This is a genomic window from Corynebacterium sp. HMSC058E07 (assembly GCF_001809885.1).
Taxonomy (GTDB): domain Bacteria; phylum Actinomycetota; class Actinomycetes; order Mycobacteriales; family Mycobacteriaceae; genus Corynebacterium; species Corynebacterium macclintockiae.
Genome location: NZ_KV799257.1, coordinates 1 through 17289 on the forward strand (window position 1 = coordinate 1; position 17289 = coordinate 17289).

General features: G+C 64.1%; 15 protein-coding genes. 11 read left to right on the top strand and 4 right to left on the bottom strand.

Annotation, left to right across the window (positions count from 1 at the left end; all coding sequences use genetic code 11):
- Nucleotides 1-141 precede the first annotated feature (141 nt).
- Nucleotides 142-1032 carry a polyphosphate kinase 2 gene (gene ppk2 / locus HMPREF2678_RS01950; protein WP_034969158.1) on the top strand — a complete coding sequence of 297 codons (891 nt, stop codon included), beginning with the start codon at nt 142-144 and terminating at the stop codon, nt 1030-1032.
- Here the strand turns inward: ppk2 and HMPREF2678_RS01955 are convergent.
- From HMPREF2678_RS01955 to HMPREF2678_RS01965, 3 genes are read right to left on the bottom strand one after another with little or no spacing between them, the layout of a single operon-like run.
- On the bottom strand, nt 1029-4931 hold the full coding sequence (locus HMPREF2678_RS01955; RefSeq protein WP_070550632.1) for a Pls/PosA family non-ribosomal peptide synthetase: 3903 nt from the start codon (nt 4929-4931) through the stop codon (nt 1029-1031). The two genes, ppk2 and HMPREF2678_RS01955, sit on opposite strands and share 4 nt — an antisense overlap.
- Before the next feature lie 7 nt (nt 4932-4938).
- Nucleotides 4939-5385, bottom strand: coding sequence for a MarR family winged helix-turn-helix transcriptional regulator (locus tag HMPREF2678_RS01960; protein ID WP_034971747.1), 447 nt, complete (start codon nt 5383-5385; stop codon nt 4939-4941).
- Nucleotides 5386-5417: 32 nt separating this feature from the next.
- Nucleotides 5418-5729, bottom strand: a complete 312-nt coding sequence (locus tag HMPREF2678_RS01965) for a rhodanese-like domain-containing protein (RefSeq protein WP_034969468.1) — start codon at nt 5727-5729, stop codon at nt 5418-5420.
- A 99-nt stretch (nt 5730-5828) separates the two neighbouring features.
- Between HMPREF2678_RS01965 and HMPREF2678_RS01970 the strand changes: the two genes are divergently transcribed.
- A complete protein-coding gene (locus HMPREF2678_RS01970; RefSeq protein WP_070550633.1) occupies nt 5829-8228 on the top strand; it encodes an HAD-IC family P-type ATPase in 2400 nt (799 codons plus the stop codon).
- A gap of 12 nt (nt 8229-8240) precedes the next feature.
- On the opposite strand, the gene HMPREF2678_RS01975 is transcribed toward HMPREF2678_RS01970, so the two are convergent.
- Nucleotides 8241-8723 carry an inorganic diphosphatase gene (locus tag HMPREF2678_RS01975; RefSeq protein WP_034969150.1) on the bottom strand — a complete coding sequence of 161 codons (483 nt, stop codon included), beginning with the start codon at nt 8721-8723 and terminating at the stop codon, nt 8241-8243.
- 46 nt (nt 8724-8769) lie between these two features.
- Between HMPREF2678_RS01975 and dacB the strand changes: the two genes are divergently transcribed.
- The 9 genes from dacB (at nt 8770) to HMPREF2678_RS02020 (ending at nt 17285) form a co-directional block, all read left to right on the top strand.
- The gene (gene dacB / locus HMPREF2678_RS01980; RefSeq protein ID WP_083303391.1) at nt 8770-10104 is read left to right on the top strand and encodes a D-alanyl-D-alanine carboxypeptidase/D-alanyl-D-alanine endopeptidase; all 1335 of its coding nucleotides are present in this window, start codon (nt 8770-8772) and stop codon (nt 10102-10104) included.
- Nucleotides 10105-10142: 38 nt separating this feature from the next.
- Complete coding sequence (gene tilS, locus HMPREF2678_RS01985) at nt 10143-11201, top strand: tRNA lysidine(34) synthetase TilS (protein WP_070550635.1); 1059 nt, start codon at nt 10143-10145, stop codon at nt 11199-11201.
- Nucleotides 11202-11291: 90 nt separating this feature from the next.
- Nucleotides 11292-11873, top strand: coding sequence for a hypoxanthine phosphoribosyltransferase (gene hpt, locus HMPREF2678_RS01990; RefSeq protein ID WP_034969460.1), 582 nt, complete (start codon nt 11292-11294; stop codon nt 11871-11873).
- Between the two features lie 87 nt (nt 11874-11960).
- Nucleotides 11961-14342 carry an ATP-dependent zinc metalloprotease FtsH gene (ftsH, locus tag HMPREF2678_RS01995; protein WP_070550636.1) on the top strand — a complete coding sequence of 794 codons (2382 nt, stop codon included), beginning with the start codon at nt 11961-11963 and terminating at the stop codon, nt 14340-14342.
- Nucleotides 14342-14938, top strand: coding sequence for a GTP cyclohydrolase I FolE (folE, locus tag HMPREF2678_RS02000; RefSeq protein ID WP_034969142.1), 597 nt, complete (start codon nt 14342-14344; stop codon nt 14936-14938). The genes ftsH and folE overlap by 1 nt, the downstream gene beginning before the upstream one ends.
- A gap of 53 nt (nt 14939-14991) precedes the next feature.
- On the top strand, nt 14992-15843 hold the full coding sequence (folP, locus tag HMPREF2678_RS02005) for a dihydropteroate synthase (RefSeq protein ID WP_034971882.1): 852 nt from the start codon (nt 14992-14994) through the stop codon (nt 15841-15843).
- Nucleotides 15836-16246, top strand: coding sequence for a dihydroneopterin aldolase (locus HMPREF2678_RS02010; RefSeq protein ID WP_034971758.1), 411 nt, complete (start codon nt 15836-15838; stop codon nt 16244-16246). The genes folP and HMPREF2678_RS02010 overlap by 8 nt, the downstream gene beginning before the upstream one ends.
- Nucleotides 16243-16782 carry a 2-amino-4-hydroxy-6-hydroxymethyldihydropteridine diphosphokinase gene (gene folK, locus HMPREF2678_RS02015; RefSeq protein WP_035002681.1) on the top strand — a complete coding sequence of 180 codons (540 nt, stop codon included), beginning with the start codon at nt 16243-16245 and terminating at the stop codon, nt 16780-16782. Before HMPREF2678_RS02010 ends, folK begins: the two co-directional genes overlap by 4 nt.
- 11 nt (nt 16783-16793) lie before the next feature.
- Nucleotides 16794-17285 carry a DUF3180 domain-containing protein gene (locus HMPREF2678_RS02020; protein ID WP_070550637.1) on the top strand — a complete coding sequence of 164 codons (492 nt, stop codon included), beginning with the start codon at nt 16794-16796 and terminating at the stop codon, nt 17283-17285.
- Nucleotides 17286-17289: the final 4 nt, after the last annotated feature.

The window sequence follows — 17289 nt, forward strand, 5'->3', positions numbered from 1 at the left end:
CGAGCGGACACACTTTTTGCTACTTAACCCAGCCGTGCTGTATCGCAACATCAATCAGCGCTGTATGGCAACACCGAACGCACTAGAATAGATAGTGTTAATAAGAGTCTAAAAGCTTCAGGCGAAGGAGAACCCAGGCACATGGCCGATGAAGAATTCCACATGGTTGATCTGGCCGCTACCGAGGGCTACTTGGTGGACGATTCGGACGAAGACGATCCGGTACTGATCACTCCCGACGGCCACCGGGTAGATACCTGGCGCGACCAGTACCCCTACGACGAGCGCATGAGCCGCGAGGAGTACGAGACCACCAAGCGTGCCCTGCAGATCGAGCTGCTGAAGTTCCAGAACTGGACCAAGGACACTGGCCAGAAGCACATCATCATTTTCGAGGGGCGCGACGCTGCCGGTAAGGGTGGCACCATCAAGCGCTTCAACGAGCACCTGAACCCCCGTGGTGCCCGCACCGTGGCCCTGGAGAAGCCCTCCGAGCGCGAGTCGACCTCCTGGTACTTCCAGCGCTACGTCCAGCACTTCCCGTGCGGCGGCGAGATCGTATTCTTCGACCGCTCCTGGTATAACCGCTCCGGCGTGGAGCGCGTAATGGGCTTCTGCACCAACGACCAGCACGCAGAGTTCCTGCGTGAGGTCCCGATGCTGGAGAACATGATCATGGGCTCCGGCATCTCCCTGACGAAGCTGTGGTTCTCCGTCACCCAGAAGGAGCAGCGCACCCGCTTCGCTATCCGCCAGGTGGATCCGGTCCGCCAGTGGAAGCTTTCTCCGATGGACCTGGCCTCCCTGGACAAGTGGGATGACTACACCCGCGCCAAGGAGGAGCAGTTCCGCTACACGGACACCAACGAGTCCCCGTGGATCACTATCAAGTCCAACGACAAGAAGCGCGCCCGCATCAACGCGATGCGCTATGTCCTGTCGAAGTTCGAGTACGCCGACAAGGACCACGAGGTCGTCGGCGAGCCGGATCCGAAGATCGTTAAGCGCGGCCGCGACCAGATCGGCGACTAATCGACGATCTCGATCGGGTTGCCCTGCCACCGCGTGGCGGCGGGCACGTGGTCGCCACGCATAACTAGGGACGCCGGGCCGACCGTCGCCGCCTGTTCGATCGCTGCGGCGGGCAGAGCCACGCTGTGTGGTCCCATCGTCGCACCGTCACCCAGGGTGACGGTATCCAAACTCATCACACGGTCCTGGAACAAGTGAGTCTGCACCACACAACCCGGGCCCACGCTGGCACCCCGGCCGATGGTGACCAGATCAGCCTCCGGCAGCCAATAAGAATCCAACCAGGCGCCCCGGCCGATCTTCGCACCCAGGGCACGCAGGAACATGTTCAGGCTGCCAGTGCCCATCGTGTGCGCCAGGAACCACGGACCAGCAACAGTTTCCACGAACTGATCCTGCAGCTCGTTCAGCCACACGAATGCTGACCACAGCTCGTGCTCGCCGGCCTTGATGCGCTGCACGCACAGCCACTTCATCAGCACCGTCACCACCGCGGCCACGAAGCCCGCGCCGACCAGTACCAGGCCGGAGACCACAAAGGTCTGCCAGATGCCCTGGTTCAGCAGCACCCACTGCAGCGCCAGAACAACGCCCGCCGCAATCACGGCGGAGGTCATCGGCGCCAGCAGACGCAGGGTCTCCACGAAGCCACGGGCCACCTTCAGGCCGAAGCCCGGGTTGTAGGTGCGGGACTCGCCACTGGCCTCTACGGCCACGCGGCGCAGGCGCTCCGGCGGGGAGCCCAGCCAGTTACTGCCGGACTTCGTCTTCTCCGGGGTAGAGGACAGCACGGCCACCAGAGAGTTCTTCTTCAGCGTGCGATCCGGGCCAGCGATGCCGGAGTTGCCCAGGAAGGAGCGCTTGCCCACCTTCGTATTACCGGTGAGCATCCAGCCGCCACCGCCGAGCTCGTAGCCACCGACCATCGTGTCGTCTGCCAGGAACGCGCCCTCGCGCACCTCGGCGAAGCGCGGCACCATCACGGCCGTCGAGATCTCCGCATCCTTGCCCACCTTGGCGCCCAGGCTGCGGAACCATAGCGGGGTCAGCTGGGCTGCGTACATCGGGAACAGTTGCGTGCGGGCGCTATCCATCAGGCGTTCAATCGCCCACACACGCCAGCCACTGAGGCTGCGCACGGCCACCACGCCCGGCTTCAGGCCTGCCGACAGCAGGCGCACGAACACCCACGTCAGTGCTGTGTACGTGGCGAACGCCACCAGGCCACCGGCTGCGGCGATGGGAAGTGCCAGCAGGGGGGCGTCAGAAGGAACGAGCCACAGGACGAACTCAGCCGCGACGAACAAAGCAACCAGGGGCAGCAACGACATCACGATGGCGCTCAGCGCGTAGAGCCAGAACCACATGGTACGGCGCGGGGCGGCCTGCTCCGGGAAGCGGTTGCGGGCCTTGCCGACCTTCACGGCGGGGGAGCCGGCCCATTGGGAGCCAGCCTTGACCTTCTTGGCTCCCGTGACGGCCGACCCCGGCTCGATGTGAGCGCGTGCGCCGATACGGGCACCCGGGAACAGGGTGGAGCGGGCGCCGACGGAGGCGTCCTTGCCGATCTCGATGCGGCCGACGTGCAGTACGTCGCCCTCCAGCCAGTAGCCAGAAAGATCCACTTCCTGCTCGATGGAGCAGTACTTGCCCAGGGTCAGCAGGCCGGTGACCGGCGGCAGGGTGTGCATCTGCGCGCCCTTGCCGACCTTCGCGCCCAGCCAGCGGGCGTACGTGGTGATCCACGCGGCGCCCGAGACATCGCGTGCGCCGGAGGAATCCGCCACGCGCTCCGCAGCCCAGATGCGTAGGTGAACCGCGCCGCCGCGCCGGTAGTCGCCCTCGCCGATGCCCGCCGTAATCAAGCGGATCAGCAGCGCGGACAGAGGTAGGCGGCCGAGCGGGGTGGCGAAGACAGTCACCGCGGCAATGACCACGGCCCACGGCACGTCAACGACCCACGGCAGGTCGCCCGCCCAGGAGGAACCGTGGTACAGAATCGCGTTGAACACCAGGATCCACGTGACCCACTGCGCCCCCGCGAGAGTGAGCGCCGGAACCTGGATCAGGGCCTGCGCAAGGCGGGTACCGATGCCCACCGGCTTCGCAGGCTTCACGTCCTTGGCCTGCGCGGCCTGGCCCGAGCCGCCGCCCTTGGCGCCGGTCTTGTCGCGCATCGAATCGATGTGCTCGGCCAGAGCGGCCAGACGCGAGTGATCATAAAGATCGCGCACGCTGACGGTCGGGACTTCCTGACGCACGCGGCTAATCAGGGTAGCCGCGCCCAGCGAGGTACCGCCGAGGTTGAAGAAGTCCGCATCCGGGCTGGTCACAGCCGTTCCTAGCGCGTCGGCGAACAGTTCCGCCAGCCACTGCTGGGTCGGGTTATCAAAGTCCGCGGTTTCGCTGGAAGGTAGCGGCCACGGCAGGGCCTTCTTGTCCACCTTGCCGGAGGTCGTTACCGGCAGCTCGTCCAGCGCGCACAGGCGTGGGACCATTGCTGCGGGCATCGAGTCGCGTAGTCGCTGCAGCGCCTCCTGCTGGTCAAACTTGTCGGCGTCGCCCTCCGTAGAGACGTACCCCACCAGCACCTTGTCGCCGCCGCCGGTGGTCTGCACCACGACGGTGGAGCTGCGCACGCCAGGCAGGGCGGACAGCGCCGCGTCTACCTCGCCGAGTTCTATTCGACGCCCACCGATCTTCACCTGGTCGTCGATACGACCGACGAAGTACAGGCCATCTTCCTCCAGGCGTACGTGGTCGCCGGAGCGGTAGGCGCGCTCCCAGCCGAGCTCCGGCATGGGCGCGAACTTTTCTGCGTCCTTTTCCGGATCCAGGTAGCGGGCCAGGCCGACGCCACCGATGATCAGCTCGCCGGTCTCGCCCCAGCCCACCGGCTGGTTGTTCTCATTGACGACTGCCAGATCCCAGCCGCGCAGGGGAGTACCGATGGAAACCGGGCGCACCCCATCCATGGTGGTGCCGCAGGCCACGACGGTGGCCTCGGTCGGACCGTAGGTGTTCCACAGTTCGCGGGAATCGGTGGCCAGACGGGCGGCCAGTTCGGGCGGGCATGCCTCGCCGCCGAAGATCAGCAGGCGCACGGCATCCAAGGCCTCGTCCGGCCACAGTCCGGCCAGGGTAGGCACGGTGGACACGGCGGTCACGCTGCGGGAAACCAGCCAGGGGCCCAGGTCCACGCCGGAGCGCACCAGGGCGCGCGGGGCGGGCACCAGACAGGCGCCGTGGCGCCAGGCCAGCCACATTTCCTCGCAGGAAGCGTCGAAGGCTACGGACAGGCCAGCCAGCACGCGGTCGCCCGGCGCCAGGGGCTCGTCCAGCAGGAACATTTCCGCCTCCGCGTCCACGAAAGCGGCCGCGTTGCGGTGGGTAACGGCCACGCCCTTGGGCTTGCCGGTGGAACCCGAGGTGAAGATGATCCACGCGTCGGTCTCCAGGTCGGGGCCGAAAGGCTTGTCGGAGCTTGCCCCAGCGCCGGCCTGCAGGTTGTCGTCGACTACCCGCAGCCCATCGGCACCGTAAATTGCGGCCACGCCGGCCTCGCCGAAGACAAGGGAGGCGCGTTCTTCTGGATCGTCGGCGTCCACAGGCACATAGGCAGCACCGACGGCGAGGGTGGACAGAATAGCGATGTAGAGCGAACGATCACCGCTGGGCATGCGAATGCCGATGCGGTCGCCGCGCCCGAGGCCGCGCTCGTACAGCCACTGGGCGGTCTCGTTGATCTCATCGAGAAGCTCGGAATAGGTAATAACCCCCTTACCGTCGTCGATGGCGGGGGCTTCAGGGCATGCCGAAGCCGTCGCACGCACAATATCGATGAGCGTGCGAGGCTCCGGTGCCTCACTGGAACGGAGGTACCGGGAAGGGATGCGCACTTTTTGGCTAGGCCTCCTCGCTCGCGATGATGGCCTGGGCCAGCTTGCTCAAGTGCTTCAGCTGCTTGGAGGTGGAATCGTCCAGCGCCTTATCCTCCGCGGCTGCGACTAGCGGGGCAAGGCTACTGTAGGCCTTATTGCCCTTCTTAGTCACCGAGATGATCTGGCGGCGGCGATCCTTTGGATCCTTGACCCTCTTAGCGAGGCTGCGCTTTTCCAGGGAATCAACCAGACGCACCATGTCGGAGCGGTCCACTCCGAGGATTTCGCCTAGCGTGGCCTGGCTTGCTGCGTCGCCGTCGACGAGGCAGGCAAGAACCCAGAATTCGCGCAGGTTGAAGCCCTCTTCCGCGAGCGCGGTCTCCACGAAGTCGCGGGTGCGGCGACGTAGGCGCTCAAGCTGGAATGAGGGCGAAGACAACAAGTCAGCGGGTAGCGGCATAGATTCGGACATGCCACCAATATAACGCCGACTATGGGTGTTGTCTAATTGTGGGGTTGCCCCACGATGGGAAGGCCTGCGTCGCGCCAACCGGAAGTGCCGTTAGCCACATTGATTGCGTCGATACCGTTCTGCTCCAGCCACTGGCAGGCACGCGCAGAGCGGCCGCCGGACAGGCAAATTAGGTAGATGTCTTCGTTCAGATCCAGCTCGCCGTAGCGAGCTTGCAGCTCGGACAGGGGCAGGTTGACGGCGCCTTCGGCGTGCCACTGGTTGTACTCATCCACTTCGCGGATGTCGATCAGCTGCGCGCCAGCAGGAACGTCGGTGGGCTGTACTGTTTCGAATTCACTCATGGTGCCCCATTGTAGGTAAAGGTGGGGGCAACCACAGACGAGGAGTTGAATAACGTGGAGTTAAATAGATAAGCATCCGGCTGTAGCAGCCGGTCGCCCATGAAGGAGGTTGAATTGGCGCACGCCGACCCCACGCGGGGCCTTACAGCCGCCGAGGTGGCGGAACGCAAGAAACTCGGCCAGGTCAACACGCACGGTAAGGGGACCGGCCGGAGTGTGGCGCAGATCTTGCGCGCCAACATCTTCACCCGCGTCAATGCCATCCTCGGCGTGCTGTGCGCGATCGTCCTGTCCACCGGCTCGATCATCAACGCCGCCTTCGGCTTGCTTATCATCGCCAACTCCGCGGTGGGTGTGATCCAGGAGCTGCGCGCCAAGAAAACGCTCGACCAGCTGCGAATTGTCGGCGAATCGGAACCCACCGTCATCCGCGACGGTGAGGAAAAAGCCATTCCGCAGCACGAGGTGGTTCTCGGAGACATCATCAAGCTCCGCTCCGGCGACGAGGTCGTGGTAGACGGCACCGTCGTATCGGGTTCGGTACGCGTCGATGAATCGCAGCTCACCGGCGAGGCCGATGCCATCAGCAAGGGCGAAGGTGATGAGATCCTGTCGGGCTCCATCGTCAACGAGGGCACCGCGATCTTCCGTGCCGACAAAGTCGGTGATGCGGCCTATGCCGCTCGGCTTGCCTCCCAAGCCAGCGAGTTTTCGCTTACCGATTCAGTGCTCATGAATGGCATCAACAGCATCCTCAAGGTCATTACCTGGCTGTTGATCCCCACCGGCATCCTCACGATTTGGACTCAACTGGTTCGCTCCGACACAGGCCTGCGCGAATCCATCCTTTCCATGGCCGCCGCTATCGTTCCGATGGTGCCGGAGGGACTGGTGCTCATGACCTCCATCGCTTTCGCCGCCGGTGTGATCCGCCTCGGCAAGTACAAAGCCCTGGTCAACGAGCTCGTCGCGATCGAGGGGCTGGCCCGCGTCAACACGGTCTGCACGGACAAAACCGGCACCCTCACTACCAACGAGATGGAGCTGGACTCCATTGTCGGGCCCGATGGCAGCGACGCGGAGGAACTCTGGGCCCGCCACCTCGCCTCTATGTTGGAGGCTCAGGACGACCTCAATGACACCGCTCGCTCGATCGTGACCGGGTTGCGAGCGCGGGGCGTCGAACCCGAGAAGTGGCAGGGCCAAGAAATCCCGTTTAACTCGAGGTACAAATTCTCCGGGTTCTCTAGGTCGGACGCCACCGCGTGGATCATGGGCGCGCCCGATGTGCTCTTGCGCGAGGCAGACCCCGTCGCAGATACAGCCAAGAAGTTGGGGGACGAAGGTCTGCGCATTCTCGTGTTCGGCAAGGTCGCCGGCGACAGTGGTGAACGCTGGGCGGACACCGACAGCCTCAGTATGGACTCCGCCCCTCAGCTGGCCGAGACGGTGCTCGTGGTGTTGCGCCAGCAGCTGCGCTCCGATGCTCGCGAGACTCTCGAATTCTTTGACAAGCAGCATGTCGACCTCAAGGTGATCTCCGGCGACAACCCGGATTCCGTGGCAGCCGTCGCACGCAAAGCGACCGACCAGGAGCTCGTGGCGGTAGATGCCCGCACTCTTAAGGATCTGGACGATGACGCTTTCGACGCCGAGATCCAGCGCGCAAACGTCTTCGGTCGGGTAAGTCCGGAGCAAAAACAACAGATGGTGGAATCCCTGCACCGACAACACCGCACGGTAGCTATGACCGGCGACGGGGTGAACGACGTGCTGGCTCTGAAGAAAGCCGACATCGGCGTGGCCATGGGGTCGGGTGCGCCGGCGACGCGCAGCGTGGCGCAGCTGGTGCTGCTGACGAACAAATTCTCCGCCCTGCCGCGAGTGGTGGCCGAGGGGCGCCGGGTAATCGGAAACATCGAGCGCGTGGCACACCTGTTCCTGACGAAGACGGTGTACTCGGTGGTGCTGGCGCTGGTGGTGGCGGTACTGGGTATCGCATTCCCATTCCAGCCGATTCACGTGACGATCACTGGCTGGTTCACCATCGGTATTCCGGCGTTTGTGCTGTCGCTGGCTCCCAATACGGAGCGACCACGCGAAGGATTCGTCAAGCGGGTACTGTCCCTGGCGCTGCCCTCCGGCATGCTCATAGGTGGAATCTGCGTGGCGATGTGGATCATCATCTACCCCGGGGCCGATGTGCCGGAGATGCAAAGGCGCCAGGCAGGCACGGCCGTGCTGCTGGCGCTGATCATTATGGGCCTGTGGGTGCTGGGCATTGTGGCGCGGCCGCTGAACTGGTGGAAGGTACTTCTGCTGGCCTGCTGCGTGGGCGGATATGTGGTGATTTTCCTGGTGCCGCCGCTACGCGAACTGTTGATGTTGTACCCAGGGAACCGCCACCTAATGATCGTGGGGTTGGCGGTGGGCGCGGGCGGGGCGGCGCTTATTGAGATCGTGCACCAGATCGCCGCCCGACGGCAAAGAGCCCTTTGAAGAGCCCTTTAACTAGCCCTGGTAGCGGTCGATGGCTTCCTGCAGGATGCGCTCGGCCTCTGCCTTATTGCCCCAACCGGAGCCGTTAACTTCCTTGCCCGGCTCCAGATCCTTGTAGTGGACGAAGAAGTGCTCGATCTCGTTCTTGGTGAACTGGTCGATGTCCTCGATGTCCTGGAACTGCTCGAAGCGAACGTCATCCAGTACGCACAGCAGCTTGTCGTCGCCGCCGGCCTCGTCGGTCATCTTGAACACACCAACCGGGCGAGCCTTGACGATCACGCCGGGGAATACTGGCTCCGGCAGAATCACCAAGGCGTCCAACGGGTCGCCGTCCTCGCCCAGGGTGTGGTCGATGAAGCCGTAGTCGGCCGGGTAAGCCATCGGGGTGAACAGGTAGCGGTCCAGGTAGACCTTGCCGGACTCGTGGTCTACCTCGTACTTGTTGCGGGAGCCCTTCGGGATTTCAATGGTTACTTCGATGTTTTTACTCATGCGCACCATTCTAACCGAGCGCCGTTTTTCGGCTAGGGTGAAGCAAGTGAGTAAGCAGAAGTCCCTGAAAGTGTGGCTGTGGAGCATCCTGGCCTTCGTGGTCGTGGTCGCCGCCGTGGTGGGGGCTGCCTTGGTGTGGGCGATGAATGGCCGCTACGAGGTGCAGGCCGCAGACCCGCTCGCGCAGCCCGCCCCGGTGATGCACGCGCCTGAGGGGGACGTGCCCGATGTTGAGGCCGCGGTGCGCCGAGCCGCTGCGGATCCGGCGCTCGGCATGCTGTCTGCCTCTGTCACCGACGCGAAGACTGGCGAGGTGCTGTGGGCCAGGGATGAGAACCGGAAGCTTACCCCGGCTTCTGCCACCAAGCTGGCTACTGCTGCTGCCGCGCTGCTGGCGCTAGACGGTGCCGCTACGTGGAAGACCGAGGTCCTGCAGGATCCTTCCGACCCCGGCACGCTGTATCTGCGCAGCGATGGCGATGTCACTCTTTCCCGCGACGGCAATGGCTTTTTTAACGACGCTGCCTCGATCGCCACGCTGGCCGAGGACGTAAAGAAGGAGCTGGGGGGCCAGTCCGTCAACAAGATTGTCGTGGACAACTCCATTCGTTCCGAAGACCTTTTCAACAAGTCGTGGGATCGCGCGGATATCGATGGCGGCAACGTCGCGAACCTCGATGCTGTGATGTTGGACTCTGGCCGGCTCAACTCTGGGGAGTCCTATTCTGCCCGCTCCCACACCCCTGGCGAGGATGTGGGGCGTGCCCTAGCCGATGCGCTCGGCGCTGATGCGGAGGTCGGTGTTTCTTCGGAAATGACGCCAGATCTCAGCAACCAAAGCCCTATTGCACAGGTCGAGTCTGCACCGCTGAAGGTTCGCCTGCGCGACATGCTGGTGCACAGCGACAACATGCTGGCCGAGGCCGTTGGCCGGGAGATTGCTAAGGCGAAAGGCGCACCACAGACTTTTGAGGGCGCCACGAAGGCGACTCTGGACGTGCTGAAGGAACACGGCATCGATACCGAGGACGCGGTGCTTTTCGACAACTCGGGTATGAGCGACAAGAACCGCCTGACCGCCCACGAACTGGATGCCCTGCTGGCCAATGAGCAGCTGCGGCCTTTGCTGGACATGCTGCCGGTCTCCAGCGTGGAGGGAACTCTGGCGGAGCGCTACGGCGCCGGTTCGGGGGCGGAACAATCCGCAGGCTGGGTGCGCGCCAAGACGGGCACCCTGTCCGGGGTTAATACTCTGGCGGGCACCGTCATGACCTCCTCCGGGCGTTCCCTCACTTTCGCCTTCCTGTCCAACGACTCTTCGCCGGACGCCGCCCGCCCGGCGCTGGACCGGCTGGCCGATGCGGTGCGCTCCGCAAAGTAGTAGCCCAGCAGAGTAGTAACCCAACCGAGTATCAGCCGATGAGTGTGCAGTCGCAGATCCGATCCTGGCTGCAGGCGCTGGATAACCGCGAAGCGGACATGGCACGAGCAGGCGGGTCACGAGCGGAGCAGGTTCGCGCCGGGGCAGTAGTGGGGCTGTCTGGTGGCGCCGACTCCTTGGCGCTGGTGCACGGCCTGTTGCGCTGCGGAGTACCCGTGCACGCGGTGGTGGTTGACCACCAGCTGCAGGCGGGCTCGGTGCAGGTGGCGGCGGAAGCTGCGGCCACCGCACGCTCGTTGGGCGCCACAGCGGAGGTTCGTACGGTTGAGGTCGCAGGGGCGGGCGAAGGCCCGGCGCGCGAAGCTCGATACCGCGCCCTGGGCAACGCTGCCACCGGGCGCCCCCTGTTGGTCGCCCACACTGCGGACGACGATGCCGAAGGGCTACTCATCGGACTGACCCGCGGATCTGGGGCGGAGGCCATCGCCGGGATGCGCGGCGTACACACCGACCACGTCGCCGTAGCTGCGGGGGCGGCCTGGCTCGGTCGGCCACTACTGCGCTGCACGCGGGCGGAGACGGAAGCGGAATGCCTCAACGCGGGGCTTTCCTGGTGGGAGGACCCGCACAATTCCAGCGATGCTTACCTCCGCAGCCGCATTCGCACCCAGGTGCTGCCATATCTGCAGGATCAACTCGGGGAACATATCGGCTCTAACATGGCGCGCACCGCGCGGATGCTGCGGGAAGATGCCGAGCTACTGGACGAGCTCGCGGCACGGGGACTGCGGGTGGCGGAGCAGGGGGCGTCATTAAAATGCGCCGAACTACAACAACAACCAGCGGCACTACGGCGCAGAATCGTTAAGCAATGGCTGGCCGAACGCACCGGACCGCTCACCAGCACGCACCTGCACGCCATAGACGCGCTGGTCGTGGCATGGAAAGGACAGGGAGGTGCGGCGGTACCCTGGCCGCAGGGCTCGCCTACAATTGGCGAGGTAACCGCCCAGGCGAACACCGACCTGCGGCGCACGCATCGACTAGTGGTGCAGCGCCGCGACGGGTATCTGCAGCTAGCGACTGTCCCCAGGTAGTAGCTGCGCGCTAGAATGCCAGGCAGGCATAAACGGCGGAGAAAACCGACGGAAACCACAGCGAAACAACACGACGAGACGAGGTCGATGATGCACAGCGAAAAGAACTTCAATGTCCCGGAAAACCCCTACGGCGACGACTTGGAAAGTGTCCTCATCGACGAGGAAACCCTGCACGCCCGTATTAAGGAGCTGGCGCAGGCGACCGCCGATCGTTTCCGTGACGAAGAGGACGACCTCATCCTGATCTGCGTGTTGAAGGGTGCGGTGTTCTTCATCACCGACTTCGCGCGAGCGCTGGACATTCCTACGCAACTCGAGTTCATGGCAGTGAGCTCCTACGGCAACTCCACCAGCTCTTCCGGTGTGGTGCGCATCCTGAAGGACCTGGACCGCGACATCGAGGGGCGCAACGTTGTGATTGTCGAGGACATCATCGACTCTGGCCTGACCCTGTCCTGGCTGCTGAAGAACTTGCGCAACCGCAACCCGAAGTCGCTGTCCGTCGTCACGCTGCTGCGCAAGCCCGACGCACAGAAGGTGCAGATCGACCTGGCCGACGTTGGTTTCGATATTCCCAACGAGTTCGTCGTCGGCTATGGTTTGGACTTTGCGGAGCGCTACCGCGACCTGCCCTACGTCGGCACCCTGCACCCGAGCGTCTACCAGTAAAAACACAGCCCACAAGCCTCTGCCCATAGGTACGAGCCCATAGGCACGAGCCGCTCGGCATTTGAGACCAACAACACTCTAGGAAATATGGACAAGAAGAAGGTACTGAGGATCGCGGGTATTGTCGCCGTGATCCTCATCGCGATCTATGCGTTCGGTGTTTTAACTGATGACGCCCGCGGCTACGACGAGGTCGAGACCTCGGTAGCCATGAAGCAGCTGGACGAAAAGAACGTCAAGGAAGCTCAGATCAACGATCGTGAGCAACAAGTGCAGCTGAAGCTGAAGCGCTCGATCGAGGTCGATGGCAAGAAGGACATCGAGCAGGTCATCGCGAAGTACCCCGGCCGGGCGGCACCCGAGATCTTCGACGCGGTGAAGAAGTCCGAGGCGGAGAAGTTCAACACAAAGGTCACCGAGGATAGCTTCCTGGGCAGCCTGCTGGTGATGCTGCTGCCGATGCTGCTGATCTTCGGCCTGCTGATGTTCATGTTGTCCCGCATGCAGGGTGGCAGTGGCATGGGCGCCTTCGGCTTTGGCAAGTCCACCGCCAAGCAGCTGAACAAGGACAATCCGGATACCACCTTCGACGATGTCGCCGGTGCGGATGAGGCTGTGGAGGAGCTGGATGAGATCCGCGACTTCCTGACCGACCCCACCCGCTACGAGGCCCTGGGTGCGAAAATTCCGCGTGGCGTGCTGCTGTACGGTCCGCCCGGTACCGGTAAGACTCTGCTGGCCCGCGCCGTGGCGGGCGAGGCCGGAGTGCCGTTCTTCACGATCTCCGGTTCCGACTTCGTGGAGATGTTCGTCGGCGTGGGTGCCTCTCGTGTGCGCGACCTGTTCAAGCAGGCGAAGGAGAACTCGCCGTGCATCATCTTCGTTGACGAGATTGACGCGGTCGGTCGCCAGCGTGGCGCCGGCATGGGCGGCGGCCACGACGAGCGCGAGCAGACCCTGAACCAGTTGTTGGTGGAGATGGATGGTTTCGGCGACCGTGACGGTGTGATCCTCATGGCCGCCACCAACCGCCCGGACATTCTGGATCCGGCGCTGCTGCGCCCGGGTCGTTTCGACCGTCAGATCCCGGTGACTAACCCGGATCTGGCAGGCCGCGAGCAGATCCTTAACGTACACGCCAAGAACAAGCCACTGGCCAAGGACGTGGACCTGAAGTCACTGGCCAAGCGCACCGCGGGCATGTCCGGCGCGGACCTGGAGAACGTACTGAACGAGGCCGCACTGCTGACTGCCCGCGTGGAAGGCAACGTGATTACCGCCGACGCGCTGGAAGAGGCTACCGACCGCGTAGTGGGTGGTCCGCGCCGCAGCTCGAAGATCATCTCGGAGCACGAAAAGAAGGTCACCGCCTACCACGAGGGTGGCCACACGCTGGCTGCCTGGGCGATGAAGGACATCGACCGTGTGTACAAGGTGACGATCCTGGCGCGCGGCCGCACCGGCGGCCACGCCATGACCGCGCCCGAGGACGACAAGGGCATGTACAACCGCTCCGAGCTGTTCGCCCGACTGGTGTTCGCCATGGGTGGCCGTGCCGCCGAGGAGCTGGTGTTCGGCAACCCGACCACGGGTGCTTCGGCTGACATCGAGATGGCCACGAACATCGCGCGCGCGATGGTGGTGGAGTACGGCATGAGCCCCGTCGTGGGCGCCGTGAAGTACGGCCAAGACGAAGGTGACCCGTTCGTCGGCCGAGGTGGCCAGGGCGGAAACCAGCCTTCCCAAAACGTTGCGAACCAGATCGATGATCAGGTGCGCATGCTGATGAACAAGGCCCAGCAGGTGGCGTACGAGGTATTGCGCGAGAACCGCGATTACCTGGACACCCTGGCCTCGAAGCTGCTGGAGAAGGAGACTCTGCGGCGCCCGGATCTGGAGGCTATTTTCGAGGGCATCGAGACCCGCGAGGTTTCGGATATCTTCCCGATGCAGGATCTGGATCGCCCGTGCGATCACCGCGAGCCTGTGAAGACTCCCGTGGAGCTGGCCCGCGAGCGCGGCGAGGAGCCGCCGGAGAGGACCAACTTCTTCTCCGCCGCTCGTCGTGCACGCATGGAAAAGCGCAAGGCGCAGAACGAGCAGCGCCAGGCCGAGCGCCTGCAGCAGGGACAGCAGCAGTTCCCGCAGACCGGTCGACACAGCCAGCCGGATCCGCAGGCACAGCCGGGGCACCCGGTGCCTCCGGAGGAGGAGCGTGGCTTCCAGCTGCCCGATCATGAGAAGCCGGATTACCAGCAGGCCAAGCAGCAGGCGCAGGGCCAGCAGAGCCAGCAGGGCCAGCAGGATCAGCAGGCTCCGCAAGAGCAAGCACCGGTCCGCTACGAGCGCGGCGAGATGCCGAAACAGTCCTTCCCCTGGGAGAAGGACTGGCAGCAAGACTGGAAGCAAGACAAGAGCGGTCGTAGCGACAACGAGTCGGGCGGCCAGCACAGGCAGGAAGACTTTTAGTGAACAACCCACAACAGCCGCTCGACTCCGGTTCCTTCGACCAGGAGCGGGCAGAGGCGGCCATTCGTGAACTGCTTCTCGCCATCGGAGAGGACCCCGACCGCGAGGGGCTGAAGGAAACTCCGGCTCGCGTAGCGCGCGCTTACCGCGAAACCTGTTCCGGGCTGTACGAGGACCCCACCGAAGTGCTGAACAAGACGTTTAGCGAGGATCACCGGGAGCTGGTGCTCGTCCGCGACATCACCTTCTACTCCATGTGCGAGCACCACCTGGTGCCCTTCTTCGGCAAAGCGCACATCGGCTATATCCCCGGTGAGTCCGGCAAGGTCACCGGCCTGTCCAAGTTGGCGCGACTGATCGACGGGCTGGCGAAGCGCCCGCAGGTTCAAGAGCGCCTGACCTCCCAGGTCGCCGACGCGCTGGTGGAGAAGCTGGATCCCTCTGCCGTGATTGTCGTGTTGGAAGCCGAGCACCTGTGCATGGCCATGCGGGGCATTCGCAAGCCCGGCGCCAACACGGTGACTTCAGCGGTACGCGGTGGCTTCCAGAAGAACTCGGCCTCTCGTGCAGAAGCGATGGCGCTGATCCGGCCGTGACGGACTCACAGCTCACCGGGCCGCAGTTCACCGGGCCACAGCGGACGCTGGTCATGGGCATCCTCAACGTCACCGAGGATTCCTTCTCTGACGGCGGAGCCTACCCCAGCACCGAAGCCGCGCTGGCCCACGCGGAGGCCATGATCGCCGACGGTGCGGACATCATCGACGTCGGCGGGGAATCCACCCGCCCGGGTGCGACCCGCGTGGATCCGGCCGTTGAAGCCGCCCGCGTCACCCCCGTCATCGAGGAGCTTTCCCGGCGGGGAATCGCCACCAGCATCGACACAATGCGGGCATCAACGGCACGGGCGGCCTGGAAAGCGGGCGTCTCTTATATCAACGACGTCTCCGGCGGCCTGGCGGATCCAGGGATGCTGCCGTTGGCCGCGGAATCCGGTCTGCCGATCATCCTCATGCACTGGAACAAGGGAAACGCAGCCGATTTCGCCGGTGCCGAGGGCTATCACGACCACGGCGAGGATATCGTCGGCCACGTCATCCGCTGGCTAGAGCAGCGGATCGAGGCGGCGGAGGCGGTAGGCGTCCAGAAGAAACAGATCTACCTAGACCCCGGCATCGGTTTTGCGAAGACCCCGCAGGAAAACTGGCAGCTACTTGGTGCGACCGAACGGCTGGTGCAGATGGGGTATCCGGTGCTGATCGGCACGTCGCGCAAACGCTTCCTGACTGCGCTGCGTCCGGCCAGCGACGGCCAGCCCGGAACCCCGGAATCGGCGGACGATGCGACGGCCGCTACCTCCGCGCTGGCAGCGGCAGTTGGCGCCTGGGCGGTGCGGGTGCATAAGGTAGCTCCGACACGGGCTGCCGTCGACGTGGCATACGCAATGGCCACCGGACGCGGCCCCGACATCGACGAGCATTGGAGGGCACGACGTGGCTGACCGCATCGAGCTCATCGGCGTGGAGGCATTCGGCCACCACGGCGTGTTTTCGCAGGAGAAAGACGCAGGCCAGAAGTTCATCGTAGACATGGTGGTGTGGACGGATTTCCGGGCCGCCGCCGATTCCGATGCGCTGGAAGACACGATTAACTACGTGCAGTTGGCCGACATTGCGGTCAACGCCGTCGAAGGCAAGGGTGCACAGGGCACACAGGGTGCGCAGAGCCAGCAGAGCCAGCCACAGAGCCACGACCTGATCGAAACGCTGGCCTCCCGCATCGCCGACGAGATCGCAGAGCTCGGCGGGGTCTACGCCGTTGAGGTGACAGTGCACAAGCCGGAAGCGCCGATCGCCCACCCGTTCGCCGACGTGCGCGTGGTAGCCAGGAGGTCCAAGCGATGATCACCGTATTCCTCGGGATTGGATCGAACATGCCGGGCGACGTCGGCAGCCCCACCGCGCAGATCGAGCGCGCCTACGAGCTGCTGGCCATGCACCCGGCCATCGAGATCGTGGAGAAGTCGCGGATCTTCGCGACCCCGCCGTGGGGTGGGGTGGAGCAGCAGGAGTTCCGCAATTCCGTCGTGGCCGTGCGCACGTCGCTGGATCCACTGGCGCTGCTGCACCACTGCCAATTTGCCGAGGCCGTGGCTGGTCGGGTGCGTGAGGTCCGGTGGGGTCCGCGGACGGTCGATGTCGATATTCTTTTTGGTTTTGACGCCCAGTCCCAGCCCCTCCAATCCCAGGGCAAGTGGGGGTTTGAGCTGGTCATTCCGCACCCCTACGCCCACGAGCGGGCATTTGTGTTGGTGCCCCTGAGCGACCTGGAGTTGGCTCGCGAACCCTGGTGTACCTTGGGCGGGCGAGGCATCATGGAATGGCTGGACGAGGTCGATCCGGCGGAGCGGAAAGCCATCGTCCCGGCTGGCGAAGGATAGGAAGGCAACCAATGGGCCCGCTGAAGCGCACGAAAATTTCGGCGATCGCTGCGGTAGCGGTTGTGTGCGCCCTCATCGGGTGGGTGAGTGTGCTGAGTTTCTACGGCAGCATGCCCCCGATCAAGACCACCGGTTCCGTCCTGCTGTGGCTGTTCGCCATCGTGTGCGCGGTAGCCGGATGGGTGATTCGCAAGCGGATTGGCGACAACGGGGTGGGGATGGATCGCTCGCAGATTCAACCGACGACGATAGCCCAGTGGCTGGCGTTGGGGCAGGCCACTGCGTGGGCTGGTGCGGTGTTCCTCGGGCTGTTCGCCGGGGCGGGGTTGTACATCGTGCCGAACGCGGGGCGCCTTATGGCCGCAGAGGCTGATCTGCCGGGCGTGATCTCTGGCGTTTTGGGGTCTTTGGCTGCCGTGGTGGCGGGAATCTGGCTGGAGCGCAGTTGCGAAGCGCCACCGCCGGATGCGCCATTCACAGCTAATGGCCTTGACGTTGGGTAGTGTG